Origin of the sequence: Azorhizobium caulinodans ORS 571 (genome assembly GCF_000010525.1) — a bacterium.
GTDB classification, from domain to species: Bacteria; Pseudomonadota; Alphaproteobacteria; order Rhizobiales; family Xanthobacteraceae; genus Azorhizobium; species Azorhizobium caulinodans.
On sequence record NC_009937.1, the window covers coordinates 4,743,554 to 4,762,271 of the forward strand.

At 69.0% G+C, this 18,718-nt stretch carries 15 protein-coding genes; 9 read left to right on the plus strand and 6 right to left on the minus strand.

The genetic code is table 11. The features are described from left to right. The first annotated feature begins 253 nt into the window (after positions 1–253). Positions 254–2,746 (plus strand): hypothetical protein, encoded by a 2,493-nt coding sequence (locus AZC_RS21360; RefSeq protein ID WP_043879692.1) that lies wholly within the window; start codon positions 254–256, stop codon positions 2,744–2,746. 72 nt (positions 2,747–2,818) lie between these two features. On the opposite strand, the gene mdoH is transcribed toward AZC_RS21360, so the two are convergent. After that, positions 2,819–4,687, minus strand: coding sequence for a glucans biosynthesis glucosyltransferase MdoH (gene mdoH / locus AZC_RS21365; protein ID WP_012172685.1), 1,869 nt, complete (start codon positions 4,685–4,687; stop codon positions 2,819–2,821). A gap of 62 nt (positions 4,688–4,749) precedes the next feature. Here mdoH and AZC_RS21370 point away from each other — a divergent pair, with 62 nt between their 5' ends. The 4 genes from AZC_RS21370 to AZC_RS21385 are packed head-to-tail and all read left to right on the plus strand — an operon-like array spanning position 4,750 to position 8,098. Further along, on the plus strand, positions 4,750–5,760 hold the full coding sequence (locus AZC_RS21370; RefSeq protein WP_012172686.1) for a zinc-dependent alcohol dehydrogenase: 1,011 nt from the start codon (positions 4,750–4,752) through the stop codon (positions 5,758–5,760). A gap of 36 nt (positions 5,761–5,796) precedes the next feature. Beyond that, the gene (locus AZC_RS21375) at positions 5,797–6,198 is read left to right on the plus strand and encodes a 6-pyruvoyl trahydropterin synthase family protein (protein ID WP_043880602.1); all 402 of its coding nucleotides are present in this window, start codon (positions 5,797–5,799) and stop codon (positions 6,196–6,198) included. Continuing rightward, on the plus strand, positions 6,198–7,253 hold the full coding sequence (locus tag AZC_RS21380; RefSeq protein WP_043879694.1) for a glycosyltransferase family 4 protein: 1,056 nt from the start codon (positions 6,198–6,200) through the stop codon (positions 7,251–7,253). Before AZC_RS21375 ends, AZC_RS21380 begins: the two co-directional genes overlap by 1 nt. Beyond that, positions 7,250–8,098 (plus strand): class I SAM-dependent methyltransferase, encoded by an 849-nt coding sequence (locus AZC_RS21385; protein ID WP_012172689.1) that lies wholly within the window; start codon positions 7,250–7,252, stop codon positions 8,096–8,098. The genes AZC_RS21380 and AZC_RS21385 overlap by 4 nt, the downstream gene beginning before the upstream one ends. A 6-nt stretch (positions 8,099–8,104) precedes the next feature. Here AZC_RS21385 and AZC_RS21390 read toward each other — a convergent pair whose 3' ends face one another. Beyond that, complete coding sequence (locus AZC_RS21390) at positions 8,105–8,644, minus strand: cytochrome b (RefSeq protein WP_043879695.1); 540 nt, start codon at positions 8,642–8,644, stop codon at positions 8,105–8,107. Continuing rightward, positions 8,613–9,353, minus strand: coding sequence for a RibD family protein (locus AZC_RS21395; protein ID WP_012172691.1), 741 nt, complete (start codon positions 9,351–9,353; stop codon positions 8,613–8,615). The genes AZC_RS21390 and AZC_RS21395 overlap by 32 nt, the downstream gene beginning before the upstream one ends. 195 nt (positions 9,354–9,548) lie before the next feature. On the opposite strand from AZC_RS21395, the gene ribA reads away from it, so the two are divergent. The 3 genes from ribA (at position 9,549) to AZC_RS24570 (ending at position 12,959) form a co-directional block, all read left to right on the plus strand. Beyond that, positions 9,549–10,661: a GTP cyclohydrolase II RibA gene (gene ribA, locus AZC_RS21400; protein WP_012172692.1), complete on the plus strand. Its 1,113-nt coding sequence runs from the start codon at positions 9,549–9,551 to the stop codon at positions 10,659–10,661. A gap of 153 nt (positions 10,662–10,814) precedes the next feature. After that, positions 10,815–11,558: an SDR family oxidoreductase gene (locus tag AZC_RS21405; protein WP_012172693.1), complete on the plus strand. Its 744-nt coding sequence runs from the start codon at positions 10,815–10,817 to the stop codon at positions 11,556–11,558. A 192-nt stretch (positions 11,559–11,750) separates the two neighbouring features. Beyond that, positions 11,751–12,959, plus strand: coding sequence for a glycosyltransferase (locus tag AZC_RS24570; protein WP_052286035.1), 1,209 nt, complete (start codon positions 11,751–11,753; stop codon positions 12,957–12,959). Here the strand turns inward: AZC_RS24570 and AZC_RS21415 are convergent. From AZC_RS21415 to AZC_RS21425, 3 genes are all read right to left on the minus strand, one after another. After that, positions 12,880–14,061, minus strand: a complete 1,182-nt coding sequence (locus AZC_RS21415; RefSeq protein WP_012172695.1) for an NAD(P)/FAD-dependent oxidoreductase — start codon at positions 14,059–14,061, stop codon at positions 12,880–12,882. The genes AZC_RS24570 and AZC_RS21415 overlap by 80 nt on opposite strands. A gap of 180 nt (positions 14,062–14,241) precedes the next feature. Beyond that, positions 14,242–15,924, minus strand: coding sequence for a thiamine pyrophosphate-binding protein (locus AZC_RS21420; RefSeq protein WP_043879696.1), 1,683 nt, complete (start codon positions 15,922–15,924; stop codon positions 14,242–14,244). Between the two features lie 75 nt (positions 15,925–15,999). Then, entirely contained in the window at positions 16,000–17,532 is a 1,533-nt protein-coding gene (locus tag AZC_RS21425) for an L-piperidine-6-carboxylate dehydrogenase (RefSeq protein WP_012172697.1), read from the minus strand. A 173-nt stretch (positions 17,533–17,705) separates the two neighbouring features. On the opposite strand from AZC_RS21425, the gene AZC_RS21430 reads away from it, so the two are divergent. Further along, positions 17,706–18,638, plus strand: a complete 933-nt coding sequence (locus AZC_RS21430; protein ID WP_043879697.1) for a LysR family transcriptional regulator — start codon at positions 17,706–17,708, stop codon at positions 18,636–18,638. Positions 18,639–18,718: the final 80 nt, after the last annotated feature.

Genomic DNA, 18,718 nt, shown 5'->3' on the forward strand with positions numbered 1-18,718 from the left:
CATACGACATGCCAATCGCGGGGGCCGAGGAGCACGCCTCGCCCCCGCGACGCAGGTCACGCCCGATCGCCGCCCGCCCAAGGGCCCGCTTCCGAAGCCGATAGGTCTCAATGACTTACGGGAAACGCACCGAGGCAGAGACGTCGATGAGCGCCAGATCGGGCCAATTTTGACGCGGCCCGCGCCCACTGACGCCCTTGCTTCCCCATGGTAGAGCTTGCCCACGCTGGGCGGTAAGGAGGAGCCGAAAATCATGGCGACCATCACAAGCAGAACGGCGCTGGCCGCGGCACTCATGGCGTCGCTCGCCCCCATGCTGCTGGACACGACGCCCGTTCTCGCACAGCAGGCCCCTGCGGCGGCCCCGTCGCAGAATGCGCCGCTCGGCACGCCGGGCCTCGGCTGGCCGCGCAACTTCGATGTCGGCACCAACCGCCTGCAGATCTACCAGCCGCAGATCGAGAGCTGGGACGGCGACCGCATCGGCGGCCGCGCCGCGCTCGCCATCGGCCCCGTGAACGGCGCGCCGGCCTACGGCTTCATCCACTTCACCGCGCAGGCCAATGTGGACAAGGGCGCGGGGCTGGTGAGCCTGTCCTCCTTTGCGATCGACCAGGTGCAGGTGGCGGGCGATCCCAATGCCGCCGCCGCCGTGCGCAAGACGGTGGAACAGCGCCTGCCCAAGGGCGGCCTCACCGTGCCGCTGGTGCAGTTGCAGGCGAGCTATGCGGTCAACAAGCAGATCGCCGATCTGCGCACCCAGCCGGTGCAGAACACGCCGCCCAAGATCATCTTCACCTCCACCATGACCATTCTGGTGCCCATCGCCGGCGAGCCGGTGCTGCGGCCGGTGGAGGGCGCGCGCACCTTCCAGCGGGTCATCAACACCCAGCCCCTGCTGCTGAAGGATGACGCCGGCACCTTCCACCTCCAGGCCGCCGGCACCTGGTATGAATCGCCGAACCTCACCGGCCCGTGGGTGATCACGCCGCAGGTGCCGCAGGACGTCGCCGCTGCCGCCAAGGCCGCGCAGAAGAGCCAGAAGGCCGACCCGCTGCTGAAGCAGGACGGCAAGCCGGTGACCCCGCCCCCGGCCATCGTGGTGGCCACGCAGCCGACCGAACTGATCCAGACCGACGGCCAGCCGGAATTGCTGCCCGTCGCCGGTACGCAGCTCATGACCATGAAGAATGCCGACCATGCGGTCTTCATGGACCCGAATTCCAACGACTATTACGTCCTGATCTCGGGTCGCTGGTTCAAGGGCAAGAGCCTCGACGGCGAGTGGACCTATGTGGCCAACGACGCCCTGCCGGCGGACTTCGCCAAGATCTCGCCGGAAGATCCCAAGGCCAGCGTGCTGGTCTCGGTGGCCGGCACCCAGCAGGCGAAGGAAGCGGCCATCGCCGCCACCATCCCGCAGACCGCCACCGTGAAGCGCACGACCACCGCCAAGGTGAGCTATGACGGCGAGCCGAAGTTCGTCGCCATTCCCGGCACGACGCTGAAGTATGCGGTGAACACGCCGCAGCCGGTCATCGAGGTGAACCGCTCCAGCTATTACATGGTCTCGCAGGGCATCTGGTTCACTGCCAAGAGCCCGGCCGGCCCGTGGACGGTCGCGACCTTCGTGCCGGAGGCGATCTACACCATCCCGATCACCTCGCCGATCTATTACGTCACCTATGTCCGCATCTATTCCGTCCAGCCGGACGTGGTGGTGGTGGGCTATACGCCCGGCTACATGGGCGTCATCGTCCAGCCCGGCGGCACGGTGGTCTATGGCACCGGCTACACCTGCAACGGCTATGTGGGCTCGGTCTGGTACGGCTGCCCGGCCACCTATGGCTATGGCGCCGGCTTCTCCGTGGGCACGGCGGTGGGCTTCGGCTTCGGCTTTGCTGCCGGCTGGGCCTGGGGCGCCGCCGTCACGCCCTACTGGGGGCCCTATTACGGCCCCGCGGCCTGGGGCCACTGGGGCTATGTGAACGTGAACGCCGCCAACGTCTACGGGCGCTGGGGTGGCAATGCGGTGGTGCATGGCGCCTGGGGCGTGACGCCCTATGGCACCGAATGGGCCGGCCGCAATGCTTACGGAACCACGGCACGTGGCACCGAATTCCAGGGCCGCTCGGCGGCGGCCTTCAACCCCTACACCGGCAATTATGCCGGCGGGCGCGAGGGCAGCTATTACAACCCCTATACGGGCGCGGCGGGCGCCGGCCGGGCGGGCGTCGAGGGCAATGCCTACACCGGCAATTACGCCGCCGGACGCGAGCAGGTGCACACCAATCCCACCACGGGCCAGACGAGCGCCTCGCGCTCGGGCGCGGTGGGCAATGCCTATACGGGCAATGCCGCCGCCGGCCGCCAGTCCGCGGGCTACAACACCAACACGGACACCGCGCACGCCTCGCAGACCACGGTCACGCGGGACAACGGCCAGGTGAACGTGGACAGCAAGGGTGTCGCCACCAACCAGAAGACCGGCAATTCGGTGGCCTGGAACAATGGCAACATCTACACGGACCACGACGGCAACGTGTATCAGCACAATGAGTCCGGCTGGAGCCAGCGCACCAATTCCGGCTGGCAGTCCGTGGATCGCAACGCCAACACCAACTATCTGGACAGCGAACGCCAGGCCCGGGACTGGAGCTCGCAGCGCTTCAATTCCTATGGCGGCGACCGCTTCGGCGGCGGTGGCTTCGGCGGGTTCCACGGCGGTGGCGGCTTCCGCCGCTGAGCCTCGGACCGGTTCCAGAAACACGACGGGCGGCCCAGCGGCCGCCCGTTTTGCGTTGCGTGTCCCGATGGCTCACGCCGCCCGTTCGAGTCTCGTCTCCGCCGCGGGCTCCAGCCGCGCAAGGATGGCCGGCAGCGCCCCCTCCTCCGGTATGGCGCACAGCCCCGCCGCCGCGAGCTTCTGCCCGAAGGACGGCGCGGCGGTGAGCACAGCAAACGGCACCGCCAGCCAGCAGCCTGCCAGCAGGGGCAGCGTCCAGAGCAGCAGCACCGGAGCAGCGAGGGCGAGCGCCGCGCCCACCAGAAGCCCGAACAGCGTCTGCCCCCACAACCCGCGCACCGCCGCGCTGAAGGACAGGGCATGGGCATCGCGCACCTGCCCGTTCCAGCCGACAGCCGCCCGCCCGAAGGCAAGCCCCATCAAGAAGCGCGTGGTGGCCAGCGCGCTGATGGCGCCGAGCAACAGGGAGAAGGCGATCTCCAGCGCCGCCGAGGCGAAGAAGCGCAAGCCGCCGCCATAAGCCGCAAGGCCGCCCCGCCGCAGCGCCACGTCCAGCAGGCCGGCGAGCTTGGGAAACTGGCCGAGCACCAGCAGGCTGCCATAGAGCGCCCCTGCGCCGGGACCGATCGCCTCCGCCTCTTCCGCCGAGAGCCCGAAGGCCGCGAAGGGCAGCAGGACCAGCGCCAGCGGCACCGCCGGCACGCTCGCGAACATCAGCACGGCCCAGAGGAGCTGGAACCGGCTCACGGGTTTCAGGCCGGGAAGCCCCTGAAGGCGCAGATACTGCATGTTGCCGAGGCACCAGCGCAGGTCGCGGGCGATGAATTCCGCGATGGTCGGCGGGTTCTCCTCATAGCTCTCGCTCTCCACCGGGACGACGCGCACCTCGTAGCCGGCCCGGCGCATCAGCACCGCCTCCACCTGATCGTGCGAGAGGATCGGCCCGCCGAGCGGCGGCGCGCCCGGCAGCACCGGCAGGTGGCAGTGCGCGTAGAAGGGCGCGATGCGGATGAGCGCATTGTGCCCCCAGAAGGGGCCGCAGTCCCCCGTCCACCAGCTGGCGCCCAGCGTGTAACAGCGCATTCCGTGGCGCATGCCGAACTGGAAGATGCGGGCGAAGGCACTGGCGCTGGGCATGCCCACCACCAGGCTCTGCAGGATGCCGATGCGCGGATGGGCATCGAGGATGCGCACGAGGGAGAGGATCGCCTGCGCCCCCATCACGCTGTCGGCATCGAGCGGCAGCATGTAGTCATAGCCGGAGCCCCAGCGGGCGCAGAAATCGCGCACATTGCCGGCCTTGAAACCCTCGTTGACGGTGCGGCGGCGATAATGGATGCGGTGGACGCCGTCGCTCTCCTGCCAGCGGGCCACTTCCGCTTCCTCGGCGGCGGCGACCTCGGGCCGGGAGGTGTCGCTCAAAAGGAAATAGTCGAATTGCCCGCCGAAGGGAGTCGCATCGAGATCCGCCTTGACCGCCCGCAGCCGGAGCACCGCGCGGGCCGGATCCTCATTGCGCAGGGTCATGAGGATGGCGGTGCGGCTGGAGAGCCGCGCCTGCCCGGCGGCGCCCTTCAGAAAGGGGGCCGCCGCCTCGATGCCACGGGCCAGCACATGCGTCAGAAGCAGGCCGATGCTGGCGTTCCAGAAACCAATCGCGATCCAGGGCGTTGCCAGCAGCACGCAGCAGAGGAGCGCGACATCCACGACCCGCCAGCCGGCGAGACCGGCGAGGTGCCCTGCCCAGAGACCGACGGCAACAACCGTTGCGACGTTGAGCGTGAGCACCAGCAGGCGCCGCCAGAGAAGATTGGGCGGGCGCATGCGAAAGACGGGATCGTGATGCACGGTTTCGCGTTCTTGACGTAACAGGTGTGCATCGTGCGCAGTATCGGACGCTCGGACCGCGGGCTCCCGCTTTGGGTTCGGCCGGTTGGGCATCTTGGCTCCGTTGCGCAGTCGTGGGGTGTGGTGTGACGCGATATGCTCAAGAAGACCAACGGATGGAAGCACAATCCACCCGTGAAAGCTCGGCTCAAGTTGGCGCCACGGCGACTGCCCTCTGGTACGTCGGCCCGCAGCGTGCGGATGTGCGGACCGAGACGCTGCCCCGGCGCGGCGAGGGCGAACTGCTGGTGGAAACCCGCTGGAGCGCGCTGAGCCGTGGCACCGAGCGGCTGGTGTTCGCCGGGCTCGTCGGACCCGACCACAGCGAGCGCATGCGCGCGCCCATGCAGGACGGTGAATTCCCCTTCCCGGTAAAGTACGGCTATTGCGCGGTCGGCCGTGTCGTGGAGGGGCCGCAGCGCTTCCTCGGTCGTCACGTCTTCGTGCTCCACCCCCATCAGGACCGCTTCATCGTCCAGGCTGACGACGTCCTCCCCATTCCGGAGACCGTTCCGCCCCGCCGGGCGACGCTCGCCGCCAACATGGAAACCGCACTCAACGCCCTGTGGGACAGCGGCGCTGGCGCCGGCGACCGCATCGTCGTGGTGGGGGTCGGTCTCGTCGGCCTGCTCATCACCTATCTCGCGGCGCAGTTGCCCGGCGCGGAGGTGACGGCGGTGGACCCAGACCCCGCGCGCGGCGCCATCGCGGGCTCCTTCGGCGCGCATTTCGCCGCCTGCACGCAGGCCGTGAGAGAAGCGGACGTGGTGTTCCACACCAGCGCCAGCTCGGAGGGGCTCTGCGCCGCTCTCTCCTGCTGCGCCACGGAGGCGAGCCTCGTGGAAGTGAGCTGGTATGGCGACAAGGCGGTGACCGTCGGCCTCGGCGGCAGCTTCCACGCCAAGCGCTTGCGGCTCATCTCTTCGCAGGTGGGCGCCGTGCCCGCCGCCCGCGCGCCCCGCTGGCCGCACAAGCGGCGGCTCGCCAAGGCCCTGGACCTTCTGGCGGACCCGCGCCTCGACGCGCTCATCACCGAAGACGTCGCCTTTGCCGATCTGCCCGGCGCTCTGGCGCGTATTCTGGGAGACGATCCGCAGGGCGTCGCCACCGTCGTCCGCTACGCCTGACCGCCCGAGGAGTTCGCCGTGTCCAGCCCAGCCTCCCTGTTCGCCGTGGAAGTGCGCGACCACATCATGATCGCGCACAGCTTCAAAGGGGATCTCTTCGGGCCCGCCCAGGCCCTCCATGGAGCAACCTTCGTGGTAGACGTGGCCTTCATGAGCGAACGGCTCACCGAGGAAGGCGTGGTGGTGGACATCGGCCGCGCGACGGAGGCCCTCAAAGCGGTGCTCGGGCCGCTGAACTACCGCAATCTCGACGAGGTGCCCGCCTTCGCCGACATCAACAGCACCACCGAGGTGCTCGCCAAGCACATCTTCGACGCCATGGCCGAGGCCGCCCGCACCGGTGCGCTCGGCACCGGCGGCGACAGGCTCTGCCGCCTGCGGGTGACGCTGCACGAATCCCACGCCGCCCGCGCCTGGTTCGAGGGCCCCATCGCTTGATGAAGGCGGTTCTCGCCTTTCCCGGCGATCTCGACACGCCCACCGGCGGCTATGCCTATGACCGCGCGGTGCTGCGCGCCCTGCCCGGCCACGGCGTCGATGTGAAGCCGCTCGCGCTGCCGCGCGCGTTCCCCTTTCCGGCGGCGAGTGATCTGGCCGAGACGGCCCGGCTTCTCGGCGAAACGCCCGCGGATGCTCTCCTGTTCGTCGATGGCCTCGCGCTCGGGGCGATGCCGGTCGATCTTCTCAACGCCAGCGGCCGGCGGATCGTCGCGCTGATCCATCACCCCCTCGCCCGCGAGGCGGGGCTGAGCCCGGAGCAGCAGGCGGCGCTGGAGGCAAGCGAGCGGGAGGCGCTGGCCATCTGTGCCGGTGTCATTGCCACCAGCGCGGCGACGGGGCGCGATCTCGTCGCAAATTACGGCGTTCCCCCCGATCGCCTCAGCATTGCGGAGCCCGGTGTCGCGCCGGCTCCGCGCGCGGTGGCGCAGGGCGAGCCGCCGCATATCCTCGCCATCGGCTCGGTGATCCCGCGCAAGAATTATGCGGGGCTGGTCGCTGCCCTCGCGGGGGTCGCCGATCTCGGCTGGACCGCCACCTTCATCGGCTCCCTCGATTTCGCGCCGCAGACGGTGGCGGAGGTCCGCAGCCTCATCGCCGCGCACGGCCTCGGCCACCGCATCCGGCTCGCGGGCGCGGTCCCGGCCGAGGCGCTGGAGGCGGCCTATGCCGGCTGCGATCTCTTCGTCCATGCGGCGCTCTATGAGGGCTATGGCATGGTGCTGGCGGATGCCCTGCGGCGCGGCCTGCCCATGATCGCGAGCACCGGGGGCGCAGCGGGCGATACGGTCCCGGACGGGTCGGCCGTGAAGGTGCCGCCCGGCGACACGCCAGCCCTCACTGCTGCCCTGCGGGCGCTTCTCTCTGACCGGTCCGCCCGTCTGCGCCTCGCGGACGCCGCAGCGGAGGCCGGCGCCCGCCTGCCCGGCTGGGACGACACCGCCCGCACCATCGCCCAGGCCCTCAAGCAAGCTTCCCGGAGCCCGACGCCATGACCGGCTTCTCCGCCGACTGGCTCGCCCTGCGCGAGCCGGCGGATCACCGCGCCCGCAATGGCGATCTCGCCGCCGCCCTCTCCGCCCGCTTCGGGCAGACCACCCCGCTGCGGGTGACGGACATCGGCGCCGGCACCGGCTCGAACCTGCGCGCCACCGCCCCGCTGCTGGGGCGCGAACAGCACTGGACCCTCGTCGATTACGATCCGGCGCTGCTCGCGGAAGCGCGGCGGCAACTCCGCGCATGGGCCGATGATGCGAGCGAGGCCGATGACGGCCTGCGGCTCACGAAGGACGGGCGCGCCCTGCATGTCCGTTTCCGCGAGGCCGATCTGGCGCGGGCGCCCGAGGTGATCGGGGCGCAGACGCCCCATCTCGTCACCGCCGCCGCCTTCTTCGATCTCGTCTCGGCAGACTGGATCCCCCGCTTTGCGGATGTGGTGGCGCAGACAGGGGCGGACTTCTTCACCGTGCTGACCTGCGACGGTGCCGATGACTGGCAGCCGCCGCACCCGGACGACGCCGCCATCACCGCCGGCTTCCACGCCGACCAGGCGCGGGACAAGGGGTTCGGCCCCGCCGCCGGCAATGATGCGACGGCTCTCCTCGCGGAGGCCTTCGGCCGCCTCGGCTATCAGGCGCGCAGCGCGCCCAGCCCCTGGCTGCTGGACGGGACTTCGCCGGCCGACGCCGCCCTCATCGCCGCACTGGCAGCAGGCACGGCAGGCGCAGCAGCGGAGAGCGGAACGGTCTCGCCCAACGGCGCAGACGCTTGGGCACAGGCCCGCCGAGGAGCTCGATCCTGCCGGATCGGCCATCTGGACCTTCTCGCCACGCGGGGCTGAAGCCGTTCAGCGCTCCAGCCAGGGCGCCATGCGGCCCAGCACGCCATCGCGCTTCACGAAACCGTGATAAAGGGCCGCGCCGATATGGGCGGCGAGGAGCGCGCACATCAGGAAGGCGAGCGTCTCGTGGGCGCCGCCATAGACCTCCGACATGGCCTCGTTCTTCGGCACGAGGTTCGGAAGCGTGAAGAGGCCGAACACGCTCACCGAGGCACCGAAGGCGGATGACGCCGCCCAGCCGAGCAGCGGCATCACGAAGATCAGCGCATAGAGCAGATGGTGAGTGAAATTGGCGATCCGCCATTGCCAGTCCGGAAGGCCCGGCGGACGGGGCGGCGCGCCGAAGGCGATCCGCACCGCCACCCGCAGCACCGCCAGCGCGAGAATGAGCGTGCCCACGGAGCGATGCAGGTCGAACAGGCGATCCTGCCCCGGTCCAGACGGCATGTTCATCATGATGAAGCCGGCGGGGATGACGAACAGCACCGCAAGCGCGGTGAGCCAGTGGATCCACCTAGCCGGCCGGGCATAGGTCTCGATGGGCATGGTCCTGCCTCCCCTCCCCACCCGCTCGCCGACGCAGGTCGCAGGCGAACAGGACATCTCCATCCGGGAAAACATGCACGCGCGTCGTTGGGCGCAGCGCCGCCGAAAGCCCCGTTATGGGCTTCAGATCCAGCCCGGTGCGCCCGCTGCCGAGAATGACCGGGGACACGATGATGTGAAAGTGGTCGATGGCGCCTCCATCCAGGAAGGCTGACAGCGTGCGCGGCCCGCCTTCCACGAGGATGCGCTTCAGCCCCCGCGCCCGCAAGGCGGCGACCACCGCCGCCGGATCAAGCGCCCCCGTCCCCTCGACTTCCACCCGCTCGACCCCGTCCGGCAGCGCGCCCGCCGCCGAGGGGCGGCGGACCACCAGCCGCCGCGCGCCGTCGTTCTGCAGACAGCGGGCGCTTGCCGGCAGGCGGCCGTTGGGATCGAGGACCACGCGCGCCGGATCGCGTCCGGGCACGCGGCGTACGTTCAGCTGCGGATCGTCGGCAATGACCGTGCCGACGCCCACCAGCACCGCATCCACCATCGCGCGGATGCGGTGGATGTGGTCGAGGCCACTGGCCCCGTTGATATATTTGGATTCCCCCGAGGGCAGCGCGATGCGCCCGTCCAGCGACTGGCCCAATTGTCCGATGACAAACTGGGGCGAGGCATTGAGTTCCGCGAACAGCGTCCCCAAATCCTCGATGCTGTCATCCATGAGCTGAGCCTCATCGTAAAGGGTCTGTGCGCGGCGAAACGGAACCTGCCACGCTTATCAAGGTTACGGAACGGTGGTCACCACGGATGGAATACACGTCATTCCATCGTAAATTTTGACCGGCGGCGTAATTTTTAGGTGAAATCGACAGTTCCTCTGTCAAAGCTCTGCAATTCGGCGTATCGTGAGGCTCTCATGTCTCCCACTGTGGAAATTCCCGGTCTCTCCTTTGGTGCCACGCAGACGGCAGTCGAGCGCGCCATCGCGGAATTGCGTTCCGGCCGCCCGGTCGTCCTTGAGGATCAGGGGCAGGAGTTGCTCGCCATCGGCGTGGAGGCACTGGATGCCAACATCGCCCAGGGCTTTGCGGCGGTTGGGCAAGGCCTGACACGGCTCGTTCTGCCGGCTCCGCGCCTCACCCGCATCGGCGCGCCGCGGTCCTCCGCCGGCACGATCGCTCTGCCAGATGTGGACCTCGCCCGCATCGAAACCCTGGCACTACGGATCGACGGGCGCATCGACGCCCCGGTCGCTCTTGCCACCACCCTCGACGTCGCGGTGCTGCATCTGCTTGGCTTCGCGCTCGTGCTTCCGGCCGCCATCGTGGCGCCGGTCTCCGCCAGCGCGTTGCCGCATCTGATGCGCGTGACCAAGACCGAGATCGACGATTTCCGCGCGTCGCAGGTCCGCAGTCTGCGTGTCGTGGGCCGCGCGCCCGTGCCGCTCGAAGGCGCACTCGATACCGAATTCGTCGTCTTCCGCGGCGGCGAAGGCCTGCGCGATCAGGTGGCCATCGTGGTCGGCAAGCCCGACCTGTCCGGCCCCGTGCCGGTGCGCCTGCATTCGGCCTGCCTCACGGGCGACCTCTTCGGCAGCCTGAAGTGCGATTGCGGCGACCAGTTGCGCGACACGGTGCAACGCATGGCGCGCTCCAGCGGCGGCATCCTGCTCTATCTGGACCAGGAAGGCCGGGGCAACGGCATTGCCAACAAGATGAAGGCCTATCACCTTCAGTCCCAGGGCTTCGACACTTATGAGGCGGATGCCGCGCTCGGCTTCGACCTCGACCAGCGGCGCTTCGACTTCGCGGCCGAGATGCTGCGCCAGCTCGGCGTGACGGCGGTGGAGATCCTCACCAACAATCCGCAGAAGATCGCCGCGCTCAAGGCCGCCGGCATCGAGGTGGCGGGGGACCGCCGCGTGCTCGGCCGGCCGACCGCGGAGAACGTGCGCTATCTCGCCTCCAAGCGCGACCGCGCGGGCCATTATATCGACTTCGACGCGCTCGCCGCCCGCGCCTCCGACTGACCATCGGCCCACGTAGTTCAAGGCCCGCCCAACCTACCGTTGAGGCGGGCCTTTTGCTGTCCGGGCGTACTTAAAAATTGCTCCGGCCAGAGCTTCGCAGGCGGCCGCAACTCGGATATCCCTTCTCCTTAAATCGATTAGGAGGAAAAGCCCATGACACGCAAAGTGGCCCTTGTGACCGGTGCAGGTTCCGGTGTCGGCAAGGCCGTCGCCCTCGCGCTCGCGGAAGCCGGATATTCCGTCGCGCTCGCCGGCCGCCGCGCCGATGCGCTTGACGCGGTGGCCAAGGAGATCGGCGGCGAAGCCCTCGCCGTGCCGACCGACGTCACGAATGCGGACGAGGTCGCGGCCCTGTTCGCGCAGGTGCGCGAGCGCTTCGGGCGGCTCGACCTGCTGTTCAACAATGCCGGCACGGGCGCCCCGGCCATTCCGCTCGAAGACCTCACGGTGGCGGAATGGAAGAAGGTGGTCGACACCAACCTGACCGGCCCCTTCCTCTGCACGCAGGAAGCCTTCCGCATCATGAAGGACCAGGACCCGCGCGGCGGCCGCATCATCAACAACGGCTCGGTCTCTTCCGAGGCGCCGCGCCCCTTCTCGGCGCCCTACACCGCCACCAAGCATGCCATCACCGGCCTCACCCGCTCCACCTCGCTGGACGGCCGGGCCTACGACATCGCCTGCGGCCAGATCGACATCGGCAATGCCGACACGGAGATGGCCCAGCGCATGAAGACCGGCGTGCTCCAGGCCGACGGCACCATGCGCGCCGAGCCGGTGATGGACGTGAAGCACGTGGCGGATGCGGTGGTCTATATGGCGAGCCTCCCGCTCGAGGCCAATGTGCAGTTCATCACCGTGATGGCCACCAAGATGCCCTTCGTCGGCCGCGGCTGACCTCTCCTTCACGCGCGGCGCGGGGCGTGAGACGTCCGCGCCGCGCGATTGCGGTGCCCGGCCGCCGAGCGTGCAAGCCCCGCGCAAGATAAGAAAAACTCGGAAACACGTCAGAAAAGAGCGTTACAACTCGGCCGGAAAAGGCCGCAAGGAATGACTTGTGCGACGGCGACTTGGGCGTACCCTAGAAGAATGCGCACGCCGGTCATCGCCCATATCTTACCTTGGGCCAACATTGCAGGCACGGAGATCGCCACGCTGAGGCTGGCCGAAGTCTCGCGTGAAGCCGGCTATGCCAATGTGATCTATGTACCGTCCGGGCCGGGCACGGATACTTTCGAGGCGTTCGCCTCATCTTATGGCTTCCCGATCATCCGCTATGCGCAGGTTCCGCCCGAGCGGCGCCGGCCGTGGCGCTATGGCGCCAATGTGCTGTCCCTCGCCGCGTCCTTTGCCCGCCGGCGGGTGGACCTCGTCCATTGCAGCGACGTCACCGCGGCCTATTTCTCGGCTCTCGCCGGGCGCCTCGCCGGGGCGCGCGTCGTCAGCCACGTGCGCTGCGACCAGCCGGAGCAGAGCCGGCAGGAGCGCACGCTGCTGAAACCCGTGCAGCGCTATGTGTTCGTCTCCCGCAACACCATGGATGCGGGCACCATTGCCCATCAGCCCGATCAGGCTGAAGTGCTCTATGACGGCGTGCCGCTGCCACGCCCGGATCTTGATCGGGCCACCGCCCGCGCCCAGTACGGCCTGCCCCACGACGCCTTCGTCGTCGGCATGGCCGCGCGCTTTCATGTGCAGAAGGATCACGAGACGCTGGTGCGGGCCGTACAGATGCTCGCTGCCCGCTCGCCCCATCTTCGCGTGCTGCTGGTGGGCAATCACGATGCCCCTTCGGCGCGGGACTATGTGGCCCAGCTGGAGGCCGCCCTGCACCTGACCGGCACCCGCCATCTCGTCACCTTCGCGGGCCTCGAGATGAACATGGAGCGCTTCTACGCCGCCATCGACGTGAAGGTGCTCTCAACCCATTTCGAGGGGCTGCCGCTGGTGCTGATGGAAGCGATGGCCGCCGGCCGGCCGGTGGTCGCGACCGCCGTCAGCGGCATTCCGGAAGTGGTGGAGCACGGCACCACCGGCTTCCTCGTGCCGCGCCTGCAACCCCAGCCGCTGGCGGATGCCCTCTTCACCCTTGCCGATGATCCGGCGACTGCCGTCCGCATGGGCCGCGCGGGCCGCGCACGGGTGGAAGCCCTGTTCAGCGACACGGCCTACCAGCGCAATGTCGCAGCACTCTATGAACGGCTGCTCGGCCCGCCGCTCAGACGACCTTCAGTTCCAGCACCGGGTCCTGTTCGGCCATGCGGGCAAACCGAAGCGGTGACAGATCGAGCGTCGTGAAGCGGCCGTAGGCGATCAGTTCGCTGATGCCGCGCCCGATGGCGGGGGACTGCTGCAGACCGTGGCCGCTGAAGCCATTGGCGAAATGAAAATTCCTGAGTTCCGGCGCCGGCCCGACGATGGCGTTATGGTCGAAGGCATTCATGTCGTAATGCCCCGCCCAGGCCCGGCCGGGACGGATGCGCTCAAAGGCCGGCACGCGGGTGGCGAGCACCGGCCAGATGCGCTCCTCGAAGAAAGCGTGCTCCACCTCGAATTCGAAGCTGTCCGGATCTTCCTCGTCCGGCGGCGCGAGGCCGCACAGGAAGCCCTCGCCCTCGGGGCGCCAGTAGACGCCGGTGGGGTCGATCACCAATGGGCAGCGCTCGACCGGATCGGCGCAGCGGAAGGTGAAGATCATCCGCTTCTTGTTGTGCACCGGGATCTCGATGCCCGCCGCCTTGGCCAGCGCCGGGCCGCCGGCGCCCGCCGCATTCACCACCGCGCCGCAGGCGACGCGGGTGCCGTCCGCGAGCAGGACAGCGGTAACGCGATCGCCCTCGCGCTCAACGCCCGCCGCCTCGGCGGCCATGTAGGTGACGCCCAGCGACCGCGCCTTGCGGCGGAAGGCCTGCAAGAGCCCATAGCCATCGAACCAGCCTTCGCCCGAGCGGCCATAGCAGCCGGCGGCGAGATCCTCCGTGGCAAGCCAGGGGAAGGTCGCCTTCAGCGGCTCCGACTCCAGGAAGGCGATGTCCGCGCCGAGGCGCTGCTGAATGGCATGGCCGGCTTCCAGCGCCGGACGCCCCTCAGGCGTCGCGAGGAAAAGGTAGCCGCCCTCATGCAGGCCGATGTCCGGCCGCTCGCCCTCCACCTCCAGCCGCGCGCCGATCTCGCGCAGGAAGGTGATGCCATAGAGCGAGATTTCCACATTGATCGCGGTGGAATACTGCTGACGGATGGAGGCTGCCGAGAGAGCCGAAGCGCAGCGCTGGTAGGTGGGATCCTTCTCCAGCACCAGGACGGAGCCCTGAAAGTCCGGATTGGCGGCGAGGTGATAGGCGACGGACGAACCCACCGCCGCGCCGCCGACGATCACCACATCGAAATTCAGGTCGGCCATCGTCTCTCATACCTGTCGAAGATCGGAGAGGGTCTTACCCTCTCCCCAGCCCTCCCCCGCAAGGGGAGGGAGAATGGTCACGGATCCCTGAGCGCCGCACCTGTTTGTCGGGCGAAAAGCCCTTCCCGCTTGCGGGGGAGGGTTGGGAGGGGGGGTAATGCCTCCTCCGCCTGGCGCGCCCTATTGCGCCTGCCGCTCCAGCGCCGCGGTGCGGATGGCGGTGAGCGTGGTGGCCGGGGTGATCGCCTCGGGATCGAGCTTGCAATGCAGGATGGCCGGCAGGCCGCTCGCCTGCGCGCGGGCGAAGGCGGGGGCGAAGTCCTCGGTACGTTCCACCGTCTCGCCATGGCCGCCGAAGGCGCGGGCATAAGCGGCGAAGTCCGGATTCTTCAGCTTGGTCGCCGAGATGCGACCGGGATATTCGCGTTCCTGGTGCATGCGGATGGTGCCGTACATGCCATTGTCCACCACCACCACGATGAGCGGGATGCCATACTGGACGGCGGTGGCGAACTCCTGCCCGTTCATGAGGAAGCAGCCATCGCCCGCAAAGGCGACCACCGGCACGTCCGGCTTGTGGCGCTTGGCCATGATGGCGGCCGGCACGCCATAGCCCATGGAGCCCGAGGTCGGCGCGAGCTGCGTGCCCCGCTTGCGCAGGCGATAGTAGCGATGGAGCCAGGTGGCGTAATTGCCGGCGCCGTTGCACACGATGGCCTCGGGCGGCAGCGTGTTGCGCAGATGGAGCATGGCTTCGCCATACTGGAAGGCGCCGGGCAGCGTGGCGGGCGTCTCGGTCCAGGCGAGATAATCGGAATGCGCGGTCGCCGTGTCCTGCGCCCAGCGGGGCGTCTGGCCGGGTGAAAGGTCCGCCAGCGCCTTTGCGAAACCGGCGGGCGAGGCCTCGATGGCGATCTCAGGCTGATAGACCTTGCCCAGTTCCTCCGCGCCCGGATGGATGTGCACGAGGCGCTGGCGCGGGGCCGGAATGTCGATGAGCGTGTAGGAGGAGGACGGCATCTCCGACATGCGGGCGCCGAGCAGGATGAGGACGTCCGCTTCCTTCACGCGCTTGGCGAGCTTCGGATTGGGGCCGATGCCCACGTCGCCCGCATAATTGGGATGGTCGGAGGGGAAAAGGTGGCCGCGCCGGAAGGAGGTGGCGACCGGCAGGCTATAGCGCTCGGAGAAGGCGATGAGGCCGGCCTGCGCCTCATCGGTCCAGCGGCTGCCGCCGAGGATCATGAGCGGGCGCTCGGCGCCTTCCAGCAGTTCGGCGAAGCGGGCCATGTCGGCCGGATGCGGATAGCTCTCCGCGGGCGCCACATAAGGCGCATCGGGGACGCTGGCGGTCTCGATCAGCACGTCCTCGGGCAGCGCGATGACCACCGGACCGGGACGGCCCTGCATGGCCACGCGGAAGGCGCGGGCGACGATCTCCGGGATGCGGGCGGGATCGTCGATCTCCACCGCCCATTTGGCGATGGAGCCGAAGGCGCCGCGATAATCCAGCTCCTGGAACGCCTCGCGCTCGCGCATCCCGCGCTCCACCTGCCCCACGAACAGGATGAGGGGCGTGGAATCCTGCGCCGCGATGTGCAGGCCGTGGGAGGCATTGGTGGCGCCGGGGCCACGGGTGACGAAGCAGATGCCGGGACGGCCGGTGAGCTTGCCATAGGCATCCGCCATCATGGCCGCGCCGCCCTCGTTGCGGCACACCAGCACGTCGATGGCCGCATCATGCAGCGCGTCCAACACGGCCAGATAGCTCTCGCCGGGCACGCAGGTGATGCGCTCGACGCCCTGCGCCTTGAGCTGGTCCACGATCAGCTGACCGCCGGTGCGGGGCTTCGGCTCGCTCATGATTGTCTCGTCCTGTCCGGAAATCTCTGGGGTCGCGGGAAGGCCGGCGGACGGATGCCCGCCGGCCAAAGGGCCTCAGCCCACGTCGAAGGTCACGCCCTGCGCCAGCGGCAGGGTGCGGCCGTAATTCACGGTGTTGGTGGCCCGGCGCATGTAGGCCTTCCAGGAATCCGAGCCTGCCTCGCGGCCGCCGCCCGTCTCCTTCTCGCCGCCGAACGCGCCGCCGATCTCGGCGCCCGAGGGGCCGATGTTCACATTGGCGATGCCGCAGTCCGAACCCGTCACCGAGACGAAACGCTCCGCCTCGCGCAGGTCGTTGGTGAAAATGGACGAGGAGAGGCCCTGCGGCACGTCGTTCTGGAGCGCGATCGCCGCATCGAAGTCGCTGTAGCGCATCACATAGAGGATGGGGGCGAAGGTCTCTTCCTTCACCACCTCGGTCTGGCCGGGCATCTCCACCAGCGCCGGGCGCACATAATAGGCCTCCGGCAGGCCCTCGGCCGTCACGCGCGCGCCGCCGGTGACGGTGCCGCCCTGTGCCTTGGCCGCCTCCAGCGCCCGCTGCATGCCCGCGAAAGCGGCGGCATCGACCAGCGGGCCGATGAGCGTGCCTTCCGCGCCGGGGTCACCCACCTTCACGGAGGCATAGGCGGGCTTCAGGCGCGCCAGCAGCGCGTCATAAATGCTCTCGTGCACGATGAGCCTCCGCAGCGTGGTGCAGCGCTGGCCGGCGGTGCCCATGGCGGCGAAGGCAATGGCGCGCACCGCGAGATCGAGGTCCGCGCTCGGGCAGACAATGGCGGCATTGTTGCCGCCGAGTTCGAGGATCGGACGCGCGAAACGGGCCGCGAGCCGAGGGCCGACGGCGCGGCCCATGGCGGTCGAGCCGGTGGCGGAGACGACGGGCACCCGCTTGTCATCCACCAGCGCCTCACCCACCGCCTTGCCGCCGATGAGCAACGTGGAGAGACCGGCCGGCACGCCGCCAAAGCGGGCGCATGCCTTCTCGAAGATGGCCTGCACGGCCAGCGCCGTGAGCGGGGTCTTCTCGGAGGGCTTCCACACCACGCTGTCGCCGCAGACGAAGGCGAGCGCGGCGTTCCACGACCACACGGCCACAGGGAAGTTGAAGGCGGAGATGACGCCCACCACGCCGATGGGGTGCCACGTCTCCATCATGCGATGGTCCGGGCGCTCGGTGGCGATGGTGAGGCCCTGAAGCTGGCGGGAGAGGCCGACCGCATAATCGCAGATGTCGATCATCTCCTGTACTTCGCCGAGGCCCTCGGAGGTGATCTTGCCGGCCTCGATGGTGACGAGGCGGCCGAGATCGGCCTTGGACGCGCGCAGTTCCTCGCCCAGCAGGCGCACCAGCTCGCCCCGGCGCGGGCCGGGAATGGCGCGCCAGGCGAGGAAGGCCTCATGCGCCTGCCCGATGGCGGCGGTGGCGCCGGCGGCATCGGTCTCGGCGATGGAGGCAATGGTCTCGCCGGTCAGCGGCGAGCGGACGGACAGGGAACCGGAGAGGGCGGCGGCGGGCACGCCGAGGCGGTCGAGCAGCGCGCGGGCTTCCGCGGCAAGGGTGCCGGGGCGGGGAAAAGTGGACATGCGGAAGCTCCCGTTCGGAAAAGGATGAGGCCGTGACGGTCTGTCGGGCCGCCTTCGGCGCCGGCAACCGTCGTTGGCATCGCCATATCATGGCGGCGCATGAAGGTCGCGCGGGCGGGGCCGAGAATTTCTTTGAACCACGGGGTTGCCAAGCGATAAGTTGTCAGGAGGTCATGAGCTTTCGGAATGATCGCGTGCGCCATCGCTTCCTGCCGTCCATTTCCACCCTCACGGCCTTCGAGGCGGCGGCGCGGCATCAGTCCTTCTCCCGCGCGGCGGCCGAACTGCACCTGACCCAGGGCGCGGTGAGCCGGCAGATCCGTCATCTGGAGGAGCAGATCGGGCTCGACCTGTTCGAGCGCGTGCGCCAGCGCGTGGTGCTGACCGATGGAGGGCGGCTCTATCTCGCGGAGATCCGGCCGCTGCTCCAGGCGCTTTCGGACGCCACACAGCGGGCCATGACCTATGCGGGCGGCGCCGGCAGCATCCAGCTTGCGGTGCTCCCCACCTTCGCCACCCGCTGGCTGATGCCGCGGCTGCCGGACTTCCTCGCCCGCTTCCCGGACATCACCATCAATTTCATCTCGCGCATCGCGCCCTTCGACTTCGCCGCCGAGCCGCTCGATGCCGCCATCCATTACGGCGATCCGGTCTGGCCCGGAGCCATCTGCGAGCATCTGATGGACGAGGAGGTGGTGCCGGTATGCAGTCCCGCCTTCCGGGACCGCCACGCGCTCGACCGGCCGGAGCGGCTGGCGGGCGTCGTCCTCCTGCAACAGACCACGCGGCCGCATCTGTGGGACGAATGGCTGGCCTTGGCGGGGGCGAGCCACCCCTCCCCTTTCCGCGGCCCGCGCTTCGAGCAGTTCACCATGATCGCGGAGGCGGCCGCCGCCGGGCTTGGCGTCGGGCTGGTGCCGCGCTTCTTCGTGGAGGAGGAGGTGGCGCAAGGCCGGCTGGTCCTGCCGTTCGACCGGCCCATGTGCAGCGACAAGGCCTATTACGTCGTCTATCCCGAGGCGAAGGCTGGGGGTGGAGCCGTCACCGCCTTCGCCCGCTGGATCGTTGCCGCGGCGCACGCGGCGCCCCAGCCCCCATCTGCCTGATCACGCGCCGTTTCCCCGCCTCTCCCGCATCGGAACCGGAGGGCCAATCCTCCGTTGTGCCCTCAGAGCCGCACAGGCTT